Origin of the sequence: Leifsonia sp. Root112D2 (assembly GCF_001424905.1) — a bacterium.
In the GTDB taxonomy this organism is placed as follows: Bacteria; Actinomycetota; Actinomycetes; order Actinomycetales; family Microbacteriaceae; genus Root112D2.
Genome location: NZ_LMCU01000002.1, coordinates 196,427 through 218,032, shown reverse-complemented (window position 1 = coordinate 218,032; position 21,606 = coordinate 196,427). Strand labels below are relative to the sequence as shown.

14 protein-coding genes and 3 rRNA genes are annotated in these 21,606 nt (G+C 62.7%); 15 read left to right on the top strand and 2 right to left on the bottom strand.

Features of this window, described 5'->3' with window-relative positions:
• Positions 1 to 19 precede the first annotated feature (19 nt).
• From argF to ASC63_RS14815, 4 genes are all read left to right on the top strand, one after another.
• Positions 20 to 958, top strand: coding sequence for an ornithine carbamoyltransferase (argF, locus tag ASC63_RS14830; protein ID WP_055816060.1), 939 nt, complete (start codon positions 20 to 22; stop codon positions 956 to 958).
• Between the two features lie 71 nt (positions 959 to 1,029).
• Positions 1,030 to 2,229, top strand: coding sequence for an argininosuccinate synthase (locus tag ASC63_RS14825; protein WP_055816057.1), 1,200 nt, complete (start codon positions 1,030 to 1,032; stop codon positions 2,227 to 2,229).
• Between the two features lie 37 nt (positions 2,230 to 2,266).
• On the top strand, positions 2,267 to 3,733 hold the full coding sequence (gene argH / locus ASC63_RS14820; RefSeq protein WP_055816055.1) for an argininosuccinate lyase: 1,467 nt from the start codon (positions 2,267 to 2,269) through the stop codon (positions 3,731 to 3,733).
• Complete coding sequence (locus tag ASC63_RS14815) at positions 3,730 to 4,359, top strand: DNA-3-methyladenine glycosylase (RefSeq protein WP_055816052.1); 630 nt, start codon at positions 3,730 to 3,732, stop codon at positions 4,357 to 4,359. The genes argH and ASC63_RS14815 overlap by 4 nt, the downstream gene beginning before the upstream one ends.
• Before the next feature lie 16 nt (positions 4,360 to 4,375).
• Here ASC63_RS14815 and ASC63_RS14810 read toward each other — a convergent pair whose 3' ends face one another.
• Together ASC63_RS14810 and ASC63_RS14805 are read right to left on the bottom strand one after the other, a co-directional pair.
• A complete protein-coding gene (locus tag ASC63_RS14810; protein ID WP_055816049.1) occupies positions 4,376 to 4,987 on the bottom strand; it encodes a hypothetical protein in 612 nt (203 codons plus the stop codon).
• Positions 4,984 to 5,640 carry a hypothetical protein gene (locus ASC63_RS14805; RefSeq protein ID WP_055816047.1) on the bottom strand — a complete coding sequence of 219 codons (657 nt, stop codon included), beginning with the start codon at positions 5,638 to 5,640 and terminating at the stop codon, positions 4,984 to 4,986. Before ASC63_RS14805 ends, ASC63_RS14810 begins: the two co-directional genes overlap by 4 nt.
• A gap of 154 nt (positions 5,641 to 5,794) precedes the next feature.
• Here ASC63_RS14805 and tyrS point away from each other — a divergent pair, with 154 nt between their 5' ends.
• The 11 genes from tyrS to ASC63_RS14755 all read left to right on the top strand — a co-directional run bounded on the left by tyrS (position 5,795) and on the right by ASC63_RS14755 (position 21,597).
• Complete coding sequence (gene tyrS, locus ASC63_RS14800) at positions 5,795 to 7,096, top strand: tyrosine--tRNA ligase (RefSeq protein ID WP_082487903.1); 1,302 nt, start codon at positions 5,795 to 5,797, stop codon at positions 7,094 to 7,096.
• Between the two features lie 575 nt (positions 7,097 to 7,671).
• Positions 7,672 to 9,198: ribosomal RNA gene (locus tag ASC63_RS14795) — 16S ribosomal RNA — on the top strand.
• A gap of 455 nt (positions 9,199 to 9,653) precedes the next feature.
• A 23S ribosomal RNA gene (locus tag ASC63_RS14790) occupies positions 9,654 to 12,767 on the top strand.
• Between the two features lie 115 nt (positions 12,768 to 12,882).
• Positions 12,883 to 12,999: ribosomal RNA gene (gene rrf / locus ASC63_RS14785) — 5S ribosomal RNA — on the top strand.
• The 16S, 23S and 5S rRNA genes sit together here, the layout of an rRNA operon.
• Positions 13,000 to 13,073: 74 nt before the next feature.
• On the top strand, positions 13,074 to 14,240 hold the full coding sequence (locus tag ASC63_RS16710; protein WP_235492356.1) for a hypothetical protein: 1,167 nt from the start codon (positions 13,074 to 13,076) through the stop codon (positions 14,238 to 14,240).
• Positions 14,215 to 15,237 carry an HAD-IIA family hydrolase gene (locus tag ASC63_RS14775; RefSeq protein ID WP_055816042.1) on the top strand — a complete coding sequence of 341 codons (1,023 nt, stop codon included), beginning with the start codon at positions 14,215 to 14,217 and terminating at the stop codon, positions 15,235 to 15,237. The genes ASC63_RS16710 and ASC63_RS14775 overlap by 26 nt, the downstream gene beginning before the upstream one ends.
• A gap of 58 nt (positions 15,238 to 15,295) precedes the next feature.
• Positions 15,296 to 15,454 (top strand): hypothetical protein, encoded by a 159-nt coding sequence (locus ASC63_RS16540; RefSeq protein WP_200936945.1) that lies wholly within the window; start codon positions 15,296 to 15,298, stop codon positions 15,452 to 15,454.
• Between the two features lie 100 nt (positions 15,455 to 15,554).
• Entirely contained in the window at positions 15,555 to 16,328 is a 774-nt protein-coding gene (locus ASC63_RS14770; RefSeq protein ID WP_055816039.1) for a TlyA family RNA methyltransferase, read from the top strand.
• Between the two features lie 5 nt (positions 16,329 to 16,333).
• Entirely contained in the window at positions 16,334 to 17,251 is a 918-nt protein-coding gene (locus tag ASC63_RS14765; protein WP_055816615.1) for an NAD kinase, read from the top strand.
• 22 nt (positions 17,252 to 17,273) lie between these two features.
• The gene (gene recN / locus ASC63_RS14760; protein WP_055816036.1) at positions 17,274 to 19,004 is read left to right on the top strand and encodes a DNA repair protein RecN; all 1,731 of its coding nucleotides are present in this window, start codon (positions 17,274 to 17,276) and stop codon (positions 19,002 to 19,004) included.
• Between the two features lie 103 nt (positions 19,005 to 19,107).
• On the top strand, positions 19,108 to 21,597 hold the full coding sequence (locus ASC63_RS14755; RefSeq protein WP_055816033.1) for a glycosyltransferase: 2,490 nt from the start codon (positions 19,108 to 19,110) through the stop codon (positions 21,595 to 21,597).
• Positions 21,598 to 21,606 lie beyond the last annotated feature (9 nt).

Here is a 21,606-nt window from a genome sequence, read left to right as displayed (position 1 = left end):
CGATCACGAAAGCTTCTTCATGACACGCCACTTTCTCCGCGACGACGACATCACGCCCGCCGAGCAGGCCGAGATTCTCGATCTGGCCGAGCAGATCAAGCGGGATCCCTATGCTCGCAAGCCGCTGGCCGGCCCGCAGACGGTTGCGGTGATCTTCGACAAGTCCTCCACTCGCACACGCGTCTCCTTCGCGGTGGGCATCGCCGATCTCGGGGGCAGCCCGCTCATCATCAGCACGGCCAACAGCCAGCTGGGCGGCAAGGAGACGCCGGCCGACACCGCACGCGTGCTCGAACGCATGGTCTCGGCAATCGTCTGGCGCACCTATGGGCAGGCTGGGCTTGAAGAAATGGCGTTTGGAACCACCGTGCCCGTCGTCAACGCGCTCTCGGATGACTTTCACCCGTGCCAGCTCCTGGCCGATCTGCTGACGATTCGTGAGAAGCGGGGGAGTCTGGCCGGGCTCACCCTCACCTTCCTCGGCGACGGTGCGTGCAACATGGCGCAGTCCTATCTGCTCGCCGGCGCGACAGCGGGCATGCACGTGCGCATTGCAGCCCCCTCGGGCTTCGAGCCGTCGGATGCCGTGGTCGCCGACGCGACGGCGATAGCGGCACGCACGGGTGGCTCCGTTGCCCTGTACACAAATCCGCGCGAGGCCGTCGTCGGTGCCGATGTCGTCGTCACCGACACTTGGGTGTCGATGGGTAAGGAGGAGGAGAAGGCCGTGCGGCTGGCATCCTTCGGCGCCTATCGCGTCGACGCCGAGCTCATGGCGCAGGCCGAGCCTGACGCGCTCTTCCTGCATTGCCTTCCGGCCGACCGCGGTTTCGAGGTGGCTGCCGAGGTCATCGACGGCCCGCAGAGCGTCATTTGGGATGAGGCGGAGAACCGCCTCCACGCCCAAAAGGCCCTCCTGGTCTGGTTGCTCGAGCGCAGCACCCCGGTGGTCGAGTAGCTCGCCAAGCTACGCGTATCGAGACCCACACCACAAATACACTTGAACAGAACACACACCTAAGGAGCACCATGGCGGAACGCGTAGTCCTCGCATACTCGGGCGGACTCGACACCTCGGTCGGCATCGGCTGGCTGAAGGATGCGACGGGCAAGGAGGTCGTCGCCCTCGCCGTCGACGTCGGCCAGGGCGGCGAAGATATGGATGCCATTCGTCAGCGAGCGCTGGACTGCGGCGCGGTTGAGTCCATCGTCGTCGATGCGAAGGATGAATTCGCCGACGACTACATCGTGCCCGCGCTCAAGGCCAATGCTCTCTACCAGAAGCGCTATCCGCTGGTCTCGGCCATCTCCCGCCCGCTCATCGCCAAGTATCTGGCGGCCACGGCCAAGCAGCTCGGAGCCGACAGCGTGGCACATGGGTGCACGGGCAAGGGCAATGACCAGGTGCGTTTCGAGGCAGCCGTGGCGGCTCTCGCCCCCGAACTGACTTCGCTCGCCCCCGTGCGTGACTTCGCACTCACCCGCGACAAGGCCATCGTGTACGCGGCCGAAAACAACCTGCCGATAGTGCAGTCCAAGAAGAGCCCGTATTCGATCGACCAGAACGTCTGGGGCCGCGCCGTCGAGACCGGCTTCCTGGAAGACCCGTGGAATGCCCCGATCGAGGATCTTTACACCTACACGCAGGATCCGTCGATTCCGCGCGAGCCCACCGAGGTGACGATCTCCTTCTCCGAAGGCGTGCCGGTCGCGATCGATGGCAAGGCCGTGACCCCGCTCCAGGTTGTGCAACTCATGAACACCCTTGCCGGAGACCAGGGTGTCGGGCGCATCGACATCGTCGAGGATCGCCTGGTGGGCATCAAGAGCCGCGAGGTCTACGAGGCTCCGGCAGGCATCGCCCTGATCGCCGCGCACGAGGAACTCGAGAACATGACTGTCGAGCGTGACGTCGCCCGCTATAAGCGCGGGGTGGAGTCCAAATGGGCCGAACTCGTTTACGACGGTCTCTGGTTCTCCGGGCTCAAGCGCGCACTCGATGTGTTCATCGACGAGACCCAGAAGCACGTCACGGGCGACATCCGCCTCAAGCTGCACGCCGGTACCGCGGTGGTCACCGGCCGCCGCAGCGGCGAAAGCCTGTACGACTTCAACCTGGCCACCTACGACACCGGCGACAGCTTTGACCAGTCGCTGGCGAAGGGCTTCATCGAGTTGTGGTCCCTGCCGAGCAAGATCTCCGCACGGCGCGACCTGGGCGCCAAATGAGCGATGCCCGCATGTCGGCGAGCCGGGGGAGTGCGCTGTGACCGCAGACGCGACGAGCCAATCCTCAGAGAGCCCGGAGAATCGTGCCGGCGAGGCGGGCGCCCTGTGGGGCGGCCGCTTCGCCGGCGGCCCCTCGCCCGAACTTGTGGCGCTGAGCAGGTCGACACAGTTCGACTGGCAGCTTGCCGCGTACGACATTGCGGGCTCGCGTGCACACGCTCGTGCGCTTTCGGCGGCCGGCTATCTCTCGGCGGATGAGCTGAGCGGCATGCTGGCGGCGCTCGACGCGCTTGCCGCGGATGTCGCATCCGGCGCCTTCGTCGCCGCCGAAAGTGACGAAGACGTGCACGGTGCGCTCGAGCGCGGTCTCATCGACCGTGCCGGCCCCGAACTCGGCGGCAAGCTGCGAGCGGGTCGAAGTCGCAACGATCAGATAGCCACGCTCGTGCGGATGTATCTGCGCGACCATGCCGGTGTACTCGCCGATCAGCTCGTCAAGCTCATCGATGCCATCGCCGCGCAGGCCGAGGCCCACCACGGCGCTGTCATGCCGGGTCGCACGCACCTGCAGCACGCGCAGCCCGTGATGCTCTCGCACCACCTCCTTGCGCACTGCTGGCCGCTCGTGCGTGACATCGAGCGCTTCGTCGATTGGGGCAGGCGTGCCAACGTCTCGCCGTACGGTTCGGGCGCCCTCGCCGGCAGCACGCTGGGGCTGGATGCCGCAGCCGTCGCGCACGATCTCGGCTTCGCCCGCAGTGTCGAAAATTCCATCGACGGCACCGCCAGTCGTGACCTGGTGGCGGAGTTCGCGTTCATCGCCGCGCAGATCGGGGTCGATCTCTCCCGGTTCGCCGAGGAGATAGTGCTCTGGAACACCCGCGAATTCGGATTCGTCACTCTCGACGACGGTTATTCCACGGGTTCCTCGATCATGCCGCAGAAGAAGAATCCGGATATCGCCGAGCTCGCGCGCGGCAAGACCGGTCGTCTCATCGGCAATCTCGCCGGTCTGCTCGCGACGCTCAAGGGCTTGCCACTGGCATACAACCGTGACCTGCAGGAGGACAAAGAACCTGTTTTCGACTCGGTGAACACTCTTGAGGTGCTGCTGCCCGCCTTCACCGGCATGGTGGCAACGCTGCGTTTTCACACCGAGCGCATGGCCGAGCTGGCTCCCCAGGGCTTTTCGTTGGCAACGGATGTCGCCGAATGGCTTGTCAAGCAGCGGGTTCCGTTCCGCGACGCCCACGAGATCACCGGGGAGCTCGTCAAGGCGGCCGAGCGGCGGGGGGTCGAACTCGACGCGCTCACCGACGAAGACCTTGCGGCCGTCTCGCCTCTCCTGACCCCGGATGCCCGCTCCGTGCTCACGGTGGAGGGTTCCGTCGCAAGCAGGGACGGCGTCGGCGGAACCGCGCCGGCCCGCGTCGCCGAGCAGCGTACAGCACTGACCGAACGAGTGCGCGAGCTGGCGATTGAGTTGTCGGCCGCCCGGCCGTGAGCCTCGAATCGTTCGTTCCACAGCGAAGCTTCTTCGAGGCATCCGCCACGCAGGTGGCGCCGCGCCTGCTCGGGGCGATACTCAGTCACGACACTGAGCGTGGACGCGTCAGCATCCGGCTTACCGAGGTCGAGGCCTATATGGGCGATGGCACCGATCCCGGGTCGCACGCGCATCGCGGAAAGACCAATCGCAACGCGACCATGTTCGGCGAAGCCGCGCATCTCTACGCCTATTTCACCTACGGGATGCACACCTGTGCCAACGTGGCGTGCTCGCCCGAGGGGATCGCCTCCGGGGTCCTTCTGCGCGCCGGCGAGATAGTGGAGGGCGTCGAACTCGCCCGAGACCGTCGCGGGAGGCACGTCGCGGATGCGCGGCTTGCGCGAGGGCCCGCGAACCTGGTGGTCTCCTTGGGAATCGTGCTCGCCCAGAACGGAGCGGATCTGCTGGCGCCGCCGTTCACCCTGAGCATCCTCACCGATCAGGTGGCGTTCAGCGCGGGTCCGCGTACGGGGCTGAGCATGCCGGGCGGCGGAGACGAGTTTCCGTGGCGATATTGGATGCCCGGAGATGCGACTGTCTCACCGTACAAGCGGCACGTGGGCAAGCGCCGCGCTCCCTGACCTGTGCCGACGCGCGTCAGCGGATCGCGAGGTGGAACACCGCCGCGCAGGCGCACGCCCAGATCAGGCTCACGAGGGTGCCGATAATGAAGCGCTCACGGGCTTCGGCCGCATCCAGTTCGCTGAATCGCCCGACGCCCTTGATGGCGACCAGCACCGCTATGGCGCTGGGGAAGCCGGCCATGATGGCGCCGGCGGTCGCGAGTCTCTCCAGCAGTCCGATGGTGGTTCCACCGCGCAGCACCTCGTGGGGCGCGCCCGGCGACGATGCGGAATCGGAACCGGGCACGACGATGCCGCCGTGTTCGCCTGCCACGCTTCCGCGCGAGGCCAGGGCCAGCACGAGTTGCACGGCTGGGCCACCGCCCGCAACGGCGAGCACCAGGCAGGCGATTCCGAGCAGCGCACCAACGATGGTGGGAGCCTGAGGCGAGGGGAAGGCGGCCATGGCCACCGCTGCGGCCAGTGTGCCGGCCGCCACGTAGACGAAGACCCGTCGGGGGCGCCGCAGCGTGAAGGCAATGCTACACACGCTCGCCAGAACCAGAATGAGCACGATGGCCCAATAGACGATGGGGCCGATCATGGCAAACACAAACAGCGGGGGATATGGCACGTGCGGCGTCATCGGTTTTCGTCCATTCCTGTGGCGACTCGATCGAGATTCTCCAACAGCCTAGTCAGGGGGCCTATGGAGGCGAACTCGGTTTTGAGGCCGGCCGCTCGTGCCCTTGAGTTGGCCGCGGGCGCTGATATTCCTATCCGTTCCGCCGCCTCGTTCTGCTGCATGCCCGTCACGACCAGGTCGTAGAGCTCCCACCCGGCATCGGAGCGTCGTCCTCGTAGTAGCAGCAGCAGGTTCAGCAGTCCCTCCGCGTCGGCGGCGCCCGGCCATTCGGGCGTCGTTTCGGATTTCGCTGCGCGATCGTCAGCGACGGCCGTCTCGACGGCGAAGCGTGTGGCCTGCTTCTTGGCTCGCGTCACGGCGTCGCGCGCTGCGAAGAAGGCCGGGCCGCTTCCTTCCCGTGTTGCGGCGGGCAACGGCAGGCGCACGGCGCCGCAGCCGATGCCGACGCTCCACTGGGCGCTGCGAGTCAGGTCGAGCACTATCGCCAACGTCGTTGAGGCCTCAGTGGTCATCACCTGCAGTTCGTCTCCCGCGTTGCGGTCGACAGGAAGGGCAAGATGCCCGTCGTGCTCGCGATTGAGCCGGTGAAGGGTCGTTCCGACGATGTCGGCCCGGCTCCGGCTGTCGATCTGATCGGCCGTGATGACGAACATGTCGTGCTCCTCACTCGCGCCTACCCGCGAATATCGCCTGATCGCAGAATCATCTACGCATTAATGCTAATAACCTAATTTATCAAGAATAAAGGATACAAGCAACATCGGTGTCGACGCGGATGCCTGCCGTCGCGCTGATACTGTAACTCTCGTGTCCGACGCGTTGATCCTTGCAGCCCAAACCAATGACGATTCCTTCGACGATGTCTGGGAGGAACTGCTCTGGCGTGGCCATGTGCAGCTGTCCACAGACGCGGAGGCGCTCAAGGAGGCACTCTCCGGGCCGCAGATCACGTACTACTGCGGTTTCGATCCCACGGCGCCAAGCCTGCACCTCGGTCATCTGGTGCAGCTCATTATCATGCGCCGCCTGCAACTGGCGGGCCACCGTCCGCTCGGGCTCGTCGGCGGCTCGACCGGCCTGATCGGCGATCCGAGGCCGACCTCTGAGCGCACCCTCAACGAGAAGGATGTGGTCGCGGCCTGGGTGACCGGACTGCAGGCCCAGGTCTCGCACTACCTCAGCGTCGATGGCGACAATGCGGCGGTGCTCGTCAATAACCTGGACTGGACGGCACCCCTGAGCGCCATCGACTTTTTGCGCGACATCGGCAAGCACTACCGTGTCGGCACCATGTTGAAGAAAGACGCGGTCAGTGCCCGGCTCAATTCGGATGCCGGCATCAGCTACACCGAGTTCAGCTACCAGATACTGCAGGGTCTCGACTATCTCGAGCTCTACAGGCAGTACGGCTGCGTGCTGCAGATCGGTGGCAGTGACCAGTGGGGCAATCTCACCAGCGGCACCGATCTCGTGCGCAGGGCCGAATCCGTGAGTGTGCACGCTCTCGGCAGTCCGCTGCTCACGAAGGCAGATGGCACCAAATTCAGCAAGAGCGAGGGCACGGCCATCTGGCTCGATCCCGCACTGACCAGCCCGTACGCCTTCTACCAGTTCTGGATCAACACCGACGACGCCGACATCGTCAGCAGGCTCAAGGTCTTCACCTTCCTTGACCGTTCAGAGATCGAACGCTTGGCGGAGGCCGTGCAACGAGAGCCGTTCAAGCGAGAGGCACAGCGGCATCTTGCGTACGAGATCACGAGTCTGGTGCACGGCACGGATGCGACGGATGCGGCCATCGCGGCCACCCGGGCGCTCTTCGGCCAGGGCGATCTCGTCGAGCTCGATGCGGCGACACTCGAGGCCGCGCTGCGTGAGCTGCCGAACACCACGACCTCGCCCTCGGCAACAATCGTGGAGTTGTTGGTCGACACGGGGCTCACGACGAGTCTCGGAGAGGCCAGGCGTGCCGTCGCCCAGGGGGGCGTCTACCTCAACAACGTGAAGGTCGAGGATGGCACTGCAGCGGTCGCGGATGCCGCGCTGCCGAGTGGAATGGCGGTGTTGCGGCGCGGAAAAAAGACTCTGGCCGGGGTGTTCATCCAATAGCCATCTGTGCGACACGCCCGGGATGCGAGCGTGATTTGCACCGCCACCTCCGGCTGCGTAAAGTACTTACTTGTCACCCCAAAGGTGCGGGAAAGCCTCAGAGCTTCCCGGCTTCAAGAGGGACACATCCGCCGCCGTAAAAACCTCCTCTTGTAGGAGTTGTTTACAGCGCCTAGGATGGAAAACCCACTCACTGAGCATGTCTAACAGGCTCGAATCGTGCGAGACGCTGTGTCCGAATACGGACCGCCGAAACCGCCCGAAACGGCCGATTTGACAGGGCAAATGAGAGTGGTAAGGTAGAGAAGTTGCCCCAAAGAGCAGGCCGAGAGGCTGAAAATTGGGAGCGTCCGATCCTTGAGAACTCAACAGCGTGCACAATGTCAAATGCCAAAAACCTCGGCATTCAGCCTCGGCTGGATGTGGAGATTCCTTTGGAAAACATTTAAACAACAAAGCAAGTCAGTAATGATTTGTTCTGTCAGTTTCAAACTTGTGTCTTGTCCGCCTATTCCGGTGGCTTGACACACTAGATGTGCCGGCATCCGTTTCGACGGATACCGTGCAATCAAACATTTACGGAGAGTTTGATCCTGGCTCAGGACGAACGCTGGCGGCGTGCTTAACACATGCAAGTCGAACGGTGAAAGAGGGAGCTTGCTCCCTCTGGATCAGTGGCGAACGGGTGAGTAACACGTGAGTAACCTGCCCTTGACTCTGGGATAAGCGTTGGAAACGACGTCTAATACCGGATACGACCTTTGGAGGCATCTCCTGAAGGTGGAAAGAATTTCGGTCAAGGATGGACTCGCGGCCTATCAGGTAGTTGGTGAGGTAACGGCTCACCAAGCCGACGACGGGTAGCCGGCCTGAGAGGGTGACCGGCCACACTGGGACTGAGACACGGCCCAGACTCCTACGGGAGGCAGCAGTGGGGAATATTGCACAATGGGCGAAAGCCTGATGCAGCAACGCCGCGTGAGGGACGACGGCCTTCGGGTTGTAAACCTCTTTTAGTAGGGAAGAAGCGAAAGTGACGGTACCTGCAGAAAAAGCACCGGCTAACTACGTGCCAGCAGCCGCGGTAATACGTAGGGTGCAAGCGTTGTCCGGAATTATTGGGCGTAAAGAGCTCGTAGGCGGTTTGTCGCGTCTGCTGTGAAAACTGGAGGCTCAACCTCCAGCCTGCAGTGGGTACGGGCAGACTAGAGTGCGGTAGGGGAGATTGGAATTCCTGGTGTAGCGGTGGAATGCGCAGATATCAGGAGGAACACCGATGGCGAAGGCAGATCTCTGGGCCGTAACTGACGCTGAGGAGCGAAAGCATGGGGAGCGAACAGGATTAGATACCCTGGTAGTCCATGCCGTAAACGTTGGGAACTAGATGTGGGGGCCATTCCACGGCTTCCGTGTCGCAGCTAACGCATTAAGTTCCCCGCCTGGGGAGTACGGCCGCAAGGCTAAAACTCAAAGGAATTGACGGGGGCCCGCACAAGCGGCGGAGCATGCGGATTAATTCGATGCAACGCGAAGAACCTTACCAAGGCTTGACATATACGAGAACGGGCTAGAAATAGTCAACTCTTTGGACACTCGTAAACAGGTGGTGCATGGTTGTCGTCAGCTCGTGTCGTGAGATGTTGGGTTAAGTCCCGCAACGAGCGCAACCCTCGTTCTATGTTGCCAGCACGTAATGGTGGGAACTCATAGGAGACTGCCGGGGTCAACTCGGAGGAAGGTGGGGATGACGTCAAATCATCATGCCCCTTATGTCTTGGGCTTCACGCATGCTACAATGGCCGGTACAAAGGGCTGCAATACCGTAAGGTGGAGCGAATCCCAAAAAGCCGGTCTCAGTTCGGATTGAGGTCTGCAACTCGACCTCATGAAGTCGGAGTCGCTAGTAATCGCAGATCAGCAACGCTGCGGTGAATACGTTCCCGGGCCTTGTACACACCGCCCGTCAAGTCATGAAAGTCGGTAACACCCAACGCCGGTGGCCTAACCCGCAAGGGAGGGAGCTGTCTAAGGTGGGATCGGTGATTAGGACTAAGTCGTAACAAGGTAGCCGTACCGGAAGGTGCGGCTGGATCACCTCCTTTCTAAGGAGCATTTGGAACCGAGCGTCTGTATACAGCGCTCATACGGTTTCCAGAGCCACTTCGCAGGCACATGTCCTGCGGTGGTTAGCTCATGGGTGGAACATTGACATTGTGACCAGGACGAACGTCGTCTTCTCAGTACATTCCTTCGGGAATAGGAACGGAAGCCGGCCGGAAGCCTGGTCTTTGCACGCTGTTGGGTCCTGAGGGACCGGACCTCATCCGCATGGATGGGAACGGACCTCTGGACCTTTTCGTGTCCGGCATGATGGCCGGCAGGAAAGGTACCGCCCGTACTTTGAGAACTACACAGTGGACGCGAGCATCTTAGATTCAGAGTTTCGACTCTGGATCACAAAGATCAAACAACATGCCCTTAGGGGTGTGTTGGTAGATCATTGGTCAATTTCTGCTCCGAATTTATTCGGAGCCTTAATCGATTCAAACTCATGTGATTTCAAGTTTCTAAGAGCAAACGGTGGATGCCTTGGCATCTGGAGCCGAAGAAGGACGTAGTAATCTGCGATAAGCCTCGGGGAGCTGATAAACGAGCTTTGATCCGAGGATCTCCGAATGGGGAAACCCCGCTGGGCCCGCAAGGTGACCCAGTGACTCCCGCCTGAATATATAGGGCGGGTAGAGGGAACGTGGGGAAGTGAAACATCTCAGTACCCACAGGAAGAGAAAGCAAAAGCGATTCCGTTAGTAGTGGCGAGCGAAACCGGAAGAGGCTAAACCGATCATGTGTGATAGCCGGCAGGCGTTGCATGGTCGGGGTTGCGGGACTTTTCTGCTGATTCTGCCGAACAGCAAGGGTTAGAACGTTGTATAGACGAACAGGATTGAAAGCCTGGTCATAGAGGGTGCGAACCCCGTAGTCGAAATGCAGCAATCACCCGAAGAGTATCCCAAGTAGCACGGGGCCCGAGAAATCCCGTGTGAATCTGTCAGGACCACCTGATAAGCCTAAATACTCCCAGATGACCGATAGCGAACAAGTACCGTGAGGGAAAGGTGAAAAGTACCCCGGGAGGGGAGTGAAATAGTACCTGAAACCGTTTGCTTACAAACCGTTGGAGCCTCCTTGTAGGGGTGACAGCGTGCCTTTTGAAGAATGAGCCTGCGAGTTAGTGATATGTGGCGAGGTTAACCCGTGAGGGGTATCCGTAGCGAAAGCGAGTCTGAATAGGGCGATTCAGTCGCATGTCCTAGACCCGAAGCGAAGTGATCTATCCATGGCCAGGTTGAAGCGCGTGTAAGAGCGCGTGGAGGACCGAACCCACTTCAGTTGAAAATGGAGGGGATGAGCTGTGGATAGGGGTGAAAGGCCAATCAAACTTCGTGATAGCTGGTTCTCTCCGAAATGCATTTAGGTGCAGCGTTGCGTGTTTCTTGCCGGAGGTAGAGCTACTGGATGGCCGATGGGCCCTAAAAGGTTACTGACGTCAGCCAAACTCCGAATGCCGGTAAGTGAGAGCGCAGCAGTGAGACGGTGGGGGATAAGCTTCATCGTCGAGAGGGAAACAACCCAGACCACCAACTAAGGTCCCAAAGCGCGTGCTAAGTGGGAAAGGATGTGGAGTTGCACAGACAACCAGGAGGTTGGCTTAGAAGCAGCCACCCTTGAAAGAGTGCGTAATAGCTCACTGGTCAAGTGATTCCGCGCCGACAATGTAACGGGGCTCAAGCACGCCACCGAAGTTGTGGCATTTATATTATTGGCAGGCCTTCGTGGTCCAGCCGTATGGATGGGTAGGAGAGCGTCGTGTGGCCAGCGAAGCGGCGGTGTAAACCAGCCGTGGAGGCCACACGAGTGAGAATGCAGGCATGAGTAGCGAAAGACGGGTGAGAAACCCGTCCTCCGAAAGACCAAGGGTTCCAGGGCCAGGTTAATCCGCCCTGGGTAAGTCGGGACCTAAGGCGAGGCCGACAGGCGTAGTCGATGGACAACGGGTTGATATTCCCGTACCGGCGAAGAACCGCCCAAGCTAATCCAGTAATGCTAAGAGTCTGAATCCTCTTTCTGAACCCTTCGGGGTGATGGTTGAGGCCTAGCGCTCGACCCTATGCTGGTGCGGCTAGCGTATTAACAGGTGTGACGCAGGAAGGTAGTCAAGCCGGGCGATGGTTGTCCCGGTCTAAGTGTGTAAGCCGAGGGATAGGCAAATCCGTCCCTCATATAAGGCCCAGGCACGATGGGTAGCGCGTAAGCGCGAAATTGATGATCCTATGCTGCCAAGAAAAGCATCGACGCGAGGTTCAAGCCGCCCGTACCCCAAACCGACTCAGGTGGTCAGGTAGAGAATACTAAGGAGATCGAGAGAATCGTGGTTAAGGAACTCGGCAAAATGCCCCCGTAACTTCGGGAGAAGGGGGGCCTGAGGCGTGTACGGACTTGCTCCGGAAGCGTTTGAAGGCCGCAGAGACCAGTGGGAAGCGACTGTTTACTAAAAACACAGGTCCGTGCTAAGTCGCAAGACGATGTATACGGACTGACGCCTGCCCGGTGCTGGAAGGTTAAGAGGAAGGGTTAGCTTCGGCGAAGCTCAGAATTTAAGCCCCAGTAAACGGCGGTGGTAACTATAACCATCCTAAGGTAGCGAAATTCCTTGTCGGGTAAGTTCCGACCTGCACGAATGGCGTAACGACTTCCCAGCTGTCTCAACCGCGAACTCGGCGAAATTGCACTACGAGTAAAGATGCTCGTTACGCGCAGAAGGACGGAAAGACCCCGTGACCTTTACTATAGTTTGGTATTGGTGTTCGGTGTGGCTTGTGTAGGATAGGTGGGAGACTGTGAAGCTGGCACGCTAGTGTCGGTGGAGTCATTGTTGAAATACCACTCTGGTCACTCTGGATATCTAACTTAGAACCGTAATCCGGTTCAGGGACAGTGCCTGATGGGTAGTTTAACTGGGGCGGTTGCCTCCTAAAAAGTAACGGAGGCGCCCAAAGGTTCCCTCAACCTGGTTGGCAATCAGGTGTCGAGTGTAAGTGCACAAGGGAGCTTGACTGTGAGACTGACAAGTCGAGCAGGGACGAAAGTCGGGACTAGTGATCCGGCAGTGGCTTGTGGAAGCGCTGTCGCTCAACGGATAAAAGGTACCTCGGGGATAACAGGCTGATCTTGCCCAAGAGTCCATATCGACGGCATGGTTTGGCACCTCGATGTCGGCTCGTCGCATCCTGGGGCTGGAGTAGGTCCCAAGGGTTGGGCTGTTCGCCCATTAAAGCGGTACGCGAGCTGGGTTTAGAACGTCGTGAGACAGTTCGGTCCCTATCCTCTGCGCGCGCAGGAAATTTGAGAGGATCTGACCCTAGTACGAGAGGACCGGGTTGGACGAACCTCTGGTGTGTCAGTTGTTCCGCCAGGAGCACCGCTGATTAGCTACGTTCGGGATGGATAACCGCTGAAAGCATCTAAGCGGGAAGCCGGCCTCAAGATGAGATTTCCATGCCTTCGGGCGAGAGACTCCCAGCTAGACTACTGGGTTGATAGGCAGGATGTGGAAGAGCGGACTAAAGACGCTTGGAGCTGACCTGTACTAATAAGTCGATAACTTGATAACACTTCATGTTTTTGAATTGAAGATGCTACGCGTCCACTATGTGGTTCTCGATGTACGGTCGAGAGCCGACCAATCAGAAATGATTGTTCGATTCACTTTGATACATCAATAGTGTTTCGGCGGCCATAGCGAGAGGGAAACGCCCGGTTACATTCCGAACCCGGAAGCTAAGACTCTCTGCGCCGATGGTACTGCAGGGGGGACCCTGTGGGAGAGTAGGACACCGCCGGACTTCTTTGTAAGATGGCCACCCAGCAATGGGTGGCCATTTTGCGTTAAGTCACTTCTCTTTTAAGGAGAGCACGCGTGAGCGATTCATCATCTGGTGGGAGCGGCACTCCGCGGGACCGCGACCGGCGCGACCGAGACAAGCGCGGCGATCGCGCCCAGGGACCCGCACGAGACGGCCAGCGCGGCGGGGCGGCACGGAGCGCATCCGGCGGCAAGCCGTGGGAGAAGAAGCGCGACGGTGCAGGCAGCGACCGAGCGGGCCGAGGTGGGGCATCCGGCGGTGCTGGTCGTCGTGGGGGGGCGCCATCAGGCGGCGAGAAACGGCTCTGGACCCGTGAGGGCCGGCCGGCACGCGGCGATCGCGATGCGCGCGAGACCGAACGCGCCCTCACCGAGGAAGAGAAGCTGGCCAGGGAGCTGCGCTCGGTGCGTCCGAGGCACGAGGCCCCCGAAATTCCGGAGGACGTGACGGCGCGCGATCTCGACAAGGTTGCCCGCAACGAGCTGAAAACGTTGAGTAAGGAGAACGCCGAAGAGGTGGCTCGCCACCTGGTGATGGCAGCGCGACTGATCGAGGACGATCCGTCGCTGGCGCACCAGCACGCTCTCTCGGCCGAGCGTCGAGCCGGACGCATCGCCATCGTTCGCGAGACGTTGGCCATCACCGCCTATGCCATCGGCGACTTCGCGCTGGCCATCAGGGAGCTGCGCACGTACCGTCGCATCTCTGGTTCGAACAACGAGCTTCCCCTGATGGTCGACAGCGAGCGGGGTGTGGGACGGCCCGATCGAGCGCTCGAGGTGGGCCGCTCAGTGGATCGCGGTACGCTGCCGGTGGACGTGCAGGTCTCGCTGGCGATAGCGATGTCGGGTGCGCGTCTGGATCTCGAACAGCCCGAGGCGGCGCTGACCGAGCTCGAGATTCCCCAGTTGACTCCGGATCGCGCATTCTCCTACAGCCCGGACTTGTTCTATGCCTACGCGGAGGTGCTCGACGAACTGGGCCGCCGCGACGAGGCTGCGACCTGGCGTGACCGTGCCGAACGTGCCGAGATAGTCCTCGGCGAGGCCGACGGCGCGGACCATGGTGAGACGATCGACGTCGTGGAAGAGGAGTACGAGGCGCACGGCTCCGAATCGGCTTCCGAGCCGGTGATTTTGCATTCGGTGACCACGGACGACGCAGGCTCTCGCGCAGCGCAGACAGGGGAGTCGGATGCCGCTGCTGCGCAGGAAGGCTGAGGGAGCCACACCGCTTGACGGGGTCGACGTCATTCTTGCCGACCTCGACGGGGTCGTCTACACGGGTGCGCACGCGATTGACTATGCGGTTGAGGCGCTGAACCGCGCCGCGGCATCCGCTCGTGTGGGGTACATCACGAACAACGCCTCACGCACCGATCGCGCGGTCGCTGCGCATCTCAGCGAGTTGGGGCTGAGCGTGGCCCCCGACGAGGTCGTCACCTCGCCGCAGGCGTCGATGCGGCTGTTGAAGCAGCAGGTGGCCCCGGGCGCGACGGTTCTGGTAATAGGCGGAGACGGGCTCGTCGACGAGCTCGAGAAGGCCGGCTACCGGCCGACTCGCTCCGCCGACGACGATCCGGCCGCTGTCGTGCAGGGCTTCGCCCCTGACATCGGCTGGAAGCAGTTGGCCGAGGCCTCGTACGCCTTACAGGGGGAGAGCGGCAAGGACCGCCCGTGGATCGCGACGAACACCGACTGGACGATTCCCCAGGAACGGGGAATAGCGCCGGGCAACGGAACCCTTGTCTCGGCTGTGCACAGCGCGGTGGCACGGCTGCCGCTGGTTGCAGGCAAGCCGGAGACGCCGATCTTCGACGAGGCACGCGAACGGTTTGACGCACAGAAGCCGGTGTTCATCGGAGACCGCCTCGACACGGATATTCTTGGCGCGAACCGGGCTGGCATGGACGCGATCCACGTGCTCACTGGGGTGGATCGGGCCAAGCAGCTCATTGCCGCCGAGGAAAACAGCCGCCCTCGCTACATACTCGAAGACCTGCGCGGACTGCACGAGCCGTATCCAGCAACGACCTTCTCACGCCACAATACGACGGCGCAGGTCGGCACGGCGCGGGTGCGCCTGGAGACGACAACGGTGGAGATCATCGCTGAGGGCGACTCGAGCATCGACCTGTTGCGCGCAGCGTGTGCGGTGATCTGGGCGAGCGGGCGAGCGATCTATGCGCTCGATGTTCCGCAGAGCCTGTACAGCTGAGACAGCCTGCCGTGCATCGTGCGGCGTGCGGCGGCGCGGCGATGGCTAGTCTTGATGCATGGCCTCCGAGAATTCCACCCCTGACGACGCCCTCGTCTCCAGGCTTCCGCTGATCGAGGAACAGCCGCTCGACGCGCGCGCCGAGGCATACGCGCAGTTGCACGAGGAATTGCGGGCCCGGCTCGAGGGCGGAGACACCCCGAAGCGGCATGGCTGAGCCAGGAGACGCTGGGCCAGGAGATGTTGACCCGGGAGATGGTGAGCCGGGCGGCACGGCAGCACGAAGCGGCGCGGCCGAGTCGCGGCTCGACGTCGCGATGGCCGAGCGCGGCATTGCCCGCTCCCGCACCCAGGCGGCCCGACTCATCGCTCAGGGCGTAGTGACGGTCGACGGCGTCGCGGCCGTGCGCGCATCGACCCGCGTCGCCGACGGCGCCGAGATTCGTGTCGGCGACAGCGATCACTACGTGAGCCGGGCCGCGCACAAACTCATCGCCGCACTCGACGCCTTCGACGTGGCGGCCGAGGGGCGTGTTGCGATGGATGTCGGAGCATCCACCGGCGGCTTCAGCCAGGTACTGCTCGAGCGCGGTGCGCGGCTCGTGATAGCGCTGGATGTCGGTCACGGACAGCTGGCTGCGGGGCTCGACGACGACAGCAGGCTGCGCTCCTTCGAGGGCGTGAATGCCAGATACCTGACCCCCGAGCTGCTCGCCGAGCGCGTCGGGGCGGGCATCCGTCCCTCGCTCGTTGTTGCGGATCTCTCCTTCATCTCGCTCACGCAGGTCATTCCTGCGCTCGTGGCGACGTCAGACCCCGACGCTGACTTCGTGCTGCTGGTCAAGCCGCAATTCGAGGTCGGGCGCACCGGCATCCGCGAAGGCGTGGTTCACAACGCGGCGCTGCGAGCGGATGCCGTGGCGACGGTGCTGTGGGGGGCGCACGATGCGGGGCTCACGACGGCGGGCGTCATCTCCTCCCCATTGCTGGGTACCGGCGGAAATCATGAGTATCTTGTGTGGTTGAGCTCGCGCGTCGGTCGCAATCCGACAGAATGGTTGGAGCAGATTTCCGCGATGGTTGGAGCGTGACGCAGATGGCAGCACCGGCCAGGTACATCCTCGTGGTTGCGCACACGGGGCGCGACGACACCCTCGCCGCCGGCGTCAGCGTGTGTGAGCAACTTCTGGCGGCAGGTGTCACCCCCGTTGTCAGCGAAGACGAGCGTCGCGACCTGGTGGCCTCGCACGCAGAGCTCGGCTCGATGGCCGTGCTCGGCGTGGACGTGCAGCCCGACGAGCTCGAACTGGTGATAGTTCTCGGTGGTGACGGCACGATTCTGCGCGCGGCCGAGATGGTGCGTGGTTTCCAGGCGCCGCTGCTCGGGGTCAACCTCGGCCACGTGGGTTTTCTTGCCGAAAGCGAGCGTGACGATCTGGCCGAGGCGGTGCACCGAGGCCTCACCCGCGACTACGACGTCGAGGAACGCATGACGATCTCGGTGCGGGTGAAGGTCGACAACACCGTCATCTACGAGAGCTGGGCGCTGAACGAGGCCACCGTAGAGAAGGCCAGCCGTGAGCGCATGCTCGAGGTCGTCATCGAAGTTGACGGCCGGCCGCTCTCGAGCTTCGGATGCGACGGTGTCGTCATGTCGACGCCGACCGGCTCCACTGCTTACTCCTTCTCGGCCGGTGGCCCGGTGGTGTGGCCGGGGCTCGAGGCCATGCTTCTTGTTCCCCTGAGCGCACACGCACTCTTCGCCCGCCCCCTGGTCGTGGATGCCAATTCCTCGCTCGCCGTCGAGGTGCTCGATCGTACCGACGGCTCGGGGATTCTCTGGTGCGACGGTCGTCGGGCGCACGAACTTCCGCCCGGTGCCCGAGTGGTGGTGCGCCGCTCCCCGATACCGGTGCGGCTCGCCCGCCTGCACCATGGAGTCTTCACCGATCGCCTGGTGAAGAAATTCAACCTGCCGGTCAGCGGATGGCGCGGCCCCATCGGTCGAGACTGATGCGGCCTGAATTGATACAGCAATGATCGACGAACTTTCGATCCGCAACCTCGGCGTGATAGCCGAGGCGTCCCTGCCGCTCGGCGCGGGATTTACCGCCCTGACCGGCGAGACCGGCGCGGGCAAGACGATGGTGGTCTCCGCACTGGGGCTGCTGCTCGGAAGCAGGGCGGATGCCGGCGCCGTTCGCCAGGGCAGCCAGCAGGCGTGGGTCGAGGGCCGCTGGAGCGTTGACGATGCCGGCGAGGTGGCCGAGCGAGTGCGCGATGCCGGGGGAGACCTCGATGGCGCACCGGGAGCATCCGACGCCGAACTCGTGCTCAGCCGTTCCGTCTCGCCCGAGGGCCGCAGTCGCGCCGTGGTGGGAGGTCGGAGCGCCCCCGTGGGAGTTCTGGCCGAACTCGGCGAGCGACTCGTGGTGGTGCACGGCCAGTCCGACCAGGTGCGCCTGCGCTCGGCGACGGCGCAGCGCGAGGCCCTTGACCGCTTTGCCGGGCCCGAACTCGATGAGGCGTTGAAGAACTACCAGCACGCTTTTCACCGGTGGCGTGACAACCGCGAGCAACTCGACGAACTTCGTGCCGAACAGGAGCGGCGTTCCTCCGAGGCAGACGAATTGCGCGCCGCCATGGCCGAAATCGAGGCGGTGGCGCCGCAACCCGGTGAGGACGAGCAGTTGGCGGGTCGGGCGGAGCGCCTCACCAACCGTGAGGAGCTGCGTCTCGCCGCAGCATCCGCACGCGAGGCGGTCTCTGCCGAGGAATCGGAATCGGCGGATGTCGTGGGCCTGCTGGAGAGCGCCCGTCGCCAGCTCGAGCGGGTCGCCGAATACGATTCCGCGCTGAGTGACATCACCGGAATGCTCACCGAGGCCGGCTACCTCGTCGCCGATGTCGCCGCGCAACTCTCCAGCTATCTCGCCGGACTCGACGCCGACGGTGCCCGAGAGCTCGAGATACTGCAGGAGCGCCGAGCCCAGCTCGCCTCGCTCACCCGCGCGTACGGCCCCAGTCTGGCCGACGTGATAGAACGCCTCGAGACGGGCAGCGCGAGGCTGTTCGAGCTGGATGGCGACACCGAACGCATCGAAGAACTCGAGAGCGAGGTGGAGGCGGATGCGAGTGTAGTCGCCGAGCTCGCGACATCCGTGACTGAACTGCGTCGCGCCGCAGGCGTGCGTCTGGGCGACGATGTCAGTGCCGAGCTCGACGCGCTGGCCATGCCGGATGCGCGCGTTCACGTTGAGATCGGCGAACGCGACGACTACACGCCATCGGGGCGTGACACGGTGGCCATTCTGCTGCAGCCGCACGCCGGCGCCGAGCCGCGCCCGCTTTCTCGTGGCGCATCCGGTGGCGAGCTCTCCCGGGTGATGCTGGCCATCGAGGTGGTGATAGCGGGCAGCGATCCGGTTCCGACGTTCATCTTTGACGAGATCGACGCCGGGGTCGGCGGTGCGTCGGCCATCGAGATCGGGCGCAGACTGGCACGGCTGGCCGAGAGTGCCCAGGTGATAGTGGTGACCCATCTTGCCCAGGTGGCCGCCTTCGCGACCAACCATCTCACCGTGGTGAAGGGCAGCGACGGCGCGGTGACGGCATCCAGCGTTCGACAGCTGACAGGCCAGGAGCGCATCGCCGAGATGACGCGCCTGCTTTCGGGGTTGCCCGATTCGGAAAGCGGGCTGGAGCACGCCCGGGAGCTGCTCGAGCTGGCGGCCAACTCGCGTGAGGGCGCTCGACCAGGCCGCTGACACGACGCCGCGCGACAGTTCTCCTCGCCGTGCAGCGATAACGGAGCCGGGACAGAGCTGCCTCCAAGCAACCTCACGGGTGACGTGGATACAATCGCTCACTATGCGAGTTCGACGTCCTGCCGCCCTTTTTCGCAAGGCCAAACGAGCCGCCCGCTACGAGATTCATGCCCATTGGCGTACCAAGGCGATTGTCTCGGGAACCGTGCTTTACGAATCGTTTTCTGGCAACGGCATGCTCTGCAATCCCGAGGCGATCTTCCGCGGTCTGTTGGCGGCCCCGGATATGGGCCAGCTGAGGCACATCTGGGTGCTCTCCGACCTGAAGGCGTACGCGTCGACGGTGGCCGAATTCGCCGACGATGATCGCGTGCGCTTCGTGCTCTACAACTCCCCGGCATACTTTCGGGCCCTTGCCACGAGCGAATACCTCGTCAACAACGCGACCTTCCCACCCGATTTCAGCAAGCGGGAAGGCCAGACCTATCTGAACACCTGGCACGGCACGCCGCTCAAGCGCATGGGGTACGACATCGAAGACGGTGCGCTCGCGACGGCCAACACCATTCGCAACTTTGTCGCGGCCGACTACCTGCTCGCGGCCAACGCGTTCATGGCCGAGCAGATGTACGAGAGCGCATATAAGCTCACGAACGTCTACAAGGGGCTCATCGTGGAGGAGGGCTATCCACGGATCGACCGGCAGCGGCTCGATGCGAACCAGTCGGCGTCGGTGCGGGAGAGACTGCGCCAGGCGGCACTGCCCGTCGGCGACCGCGAGATCATCCTGTACGCACCCACGTGGAAGGGCGGATCATTCTCGCGCCCGGAGGACGACGTTGACGAACTCATCGCCCGCGTGGAGTCCCTCCAGTCGCAGATCGACGGTGAGCGCTATGTCGTGCTGTTGAAGACTCACCAGATCGTGCACAGGATGGCTAAGGGGCGACCCGAGCTGGCACGCATGCTCGTTCCCAACGAGATCCCGACGAACCTCGTGCTCGGCGTCACCGATATTCTCATCACGGACTACTCGAGCATCTATTTCGATTTTCTCGCCAGCGGCCGCCCTGTTCTCTTTCTGACGCCCGACATCGACGACTACGCCGGATACCGCGGGCTCTACTTCGAGCCGGCTGAGTGGCCGGGGCCGGCGGAGCGCACGGTGGAGGAGATTGCCGGCCATGTGCGTGCGATAGCGGCCGACGGCACGCTGGGCGCCGAGATCGACACGCGCTACGCCGCGGCGCAGCGGCGATTCTGCTCGACAGAAGACGGTGCGGTTACCGAGCGGATTATTGATGTCGTCTTCCGCGGGGCGCGGGAGGGGTACCGGGTGCGGGCCGCCGCGAACGATGGGCGGGCATCCATTCTGCTGTATGCCGGCGGAATGCGGCCCAACGGCATCACCACTTCGCTGCTGAATCTGCTGAACCATATTGATTACAGCCGCTTCGACGTCTCGGCCTTTTTTGCGCAGTCGCGCAATGCGCTCTCCATCGCCAAGCAGCGCGAACTGAACCCGGAGGTTCGGCAGTTTCCCCGTGTCGGCGGCATGAACGGATCCAAGTTCGCGCATCTGGCCCGGCACCTGTCGTATCGGCGTGGTGACATCGACGAGCATCGCCTCGATACGAAGCAACGGCGCCTGTGGGACGACGAATGGACGCGTTGCTTCGGCGCCAGCACCTTTGACTACGTTGTGGATTTCAGCGGTTATGGACCGTTCTGGGCGATGCAGTTGCTGCATTCGCCGCCGGCGACCCGCTCGGTGTGGCTGCACAATGACATGGCGGCGGACGCCGATCGTGAGGTGAACGGCGCCACGCCCATGCAGCACAGCCTGAAGGCCATGGTCTCTCTTTACCCCGGCTACGACCATGTGGTCTCGGTCTCCCCGGCGCTCGCCGAGATCAACAGGCAGAACCTCTCGGATGCCGCCCATGCTGACCGTTTTGTCGCTGCGGTGAACACGGTGAACTCCGAGCTCATTCTGGCGGATGCCACGGTCGATCTGCGGGCGATTCTCACGGATGCAGATACGGGTGAGCTGCCACCGTGGGCGGCAGATCTCTTCGACGGACCCGCGCGCACCACCTTCGTGGGGGTGGGACGGCTCTCTCCCGAGAAGAATCAGGCGCGCATGATCCGTGCCTTCGCGCGTGTGCATGCCCAGGATGCGGCGACCCGCCTGCTGATCGTCGGTAACGGGCCGCTGTATGCGCAGCTCGAGGCGCTCATCGCGGAACTGGGGCTCGAAGACTCGGTCTCCCTGACGGGCCACCAATCCAATCCGCACGCCATCATGGCGGCGGCCGACTGCTTTGTGCTCTCGAGCAATTACGAAGGCCAGCCGATGGTGATCCTGGAGGCCCTGACACTGGGGCTGCCCGTGGTGACCGTCGACTTTGGTTCGGCCCGAGACGCGCTCCCGGCCGGAGTCGGACTCGTGGTGCCGTCAACGGACGAGGGGTTGGCCGAGGGCATGCATGCCTATCTGCGCGGCGAGGTTTCCATCGGTGATTTCGACCCGAACGCCTACAACAGCGATGCGATGCACCAGTTCTACCGGGCGATCGGCGCAGAAGCGTAGGGTATCGCC

Coding starts and splice junctions, on each gene's coding strand:
- argF (WP_055816060.1), top strand. CDS start 20: ATGACACGCCACTTTCTCCGCGACGACGACATCACGCCCGCCGAGCAG.
- ASC63_RS14825 (WP_055816057.1), top strand. CDS start 1,030: ATGGCGGAACGCGTAGTCCTCGCATACTCGGGCGGACTCGACACCTCG.
- ASC63_RS14810 (WP_055816049.1), bottom strand. CDS start 4,987: ATGACGCCGCACGTGCCATATCCCCCGCTGTTTGTGTTTGCCATGATC.
- ASC63_RS14805 (WP_055816047.1), bottom strand. CDS start 5,640: ATGTTCGTCATCACGGCCGATCAGATCGACAGCCGGAGCCGGGCCGAC.
- ASC63_RS14775 (WP_055816042.1), top strand. CDS start 14,215: ATGCCGCTGCTGCGCAGGAAGGCTGAGGGAGCCACACCGCTTGACGGG.
- ASC63_RS16540 (WP_200936945.1), top strand. CDS start 15,296: ATGGCCTCCGAGAATTCCACCCCTGACGACGCCCTCGTCTCCAGGCTT.
- ASC63_RS14770 (WP_055816039.1), top strand. CDS start 15,555: ATGGCCGAGCGCGGCATTGCCCGCTCCCGCACCCAGGCGGCCCGACTC.
- ASC63_RS14765 (WP_055816615.1), top strand. CDS start 16,334: ATGGCAGCACCGGCCAGGTACATCCTCGTGGTTGCGCACACGGGGCGC.
- recN (WP_055816036.1), top strand. CDS start 17,274: ATGATCGACGAACTTTCGATCCGCAACCTCGGCGTGATAGCCGAGGCG.
- ASC63_RS14755 (WP_055816033.1), top strand. CDS start 19,108: ATGCGAGTTCGACGTCCTGCCGCCCTTTTTCGCAAGGCCAAACGAGCC.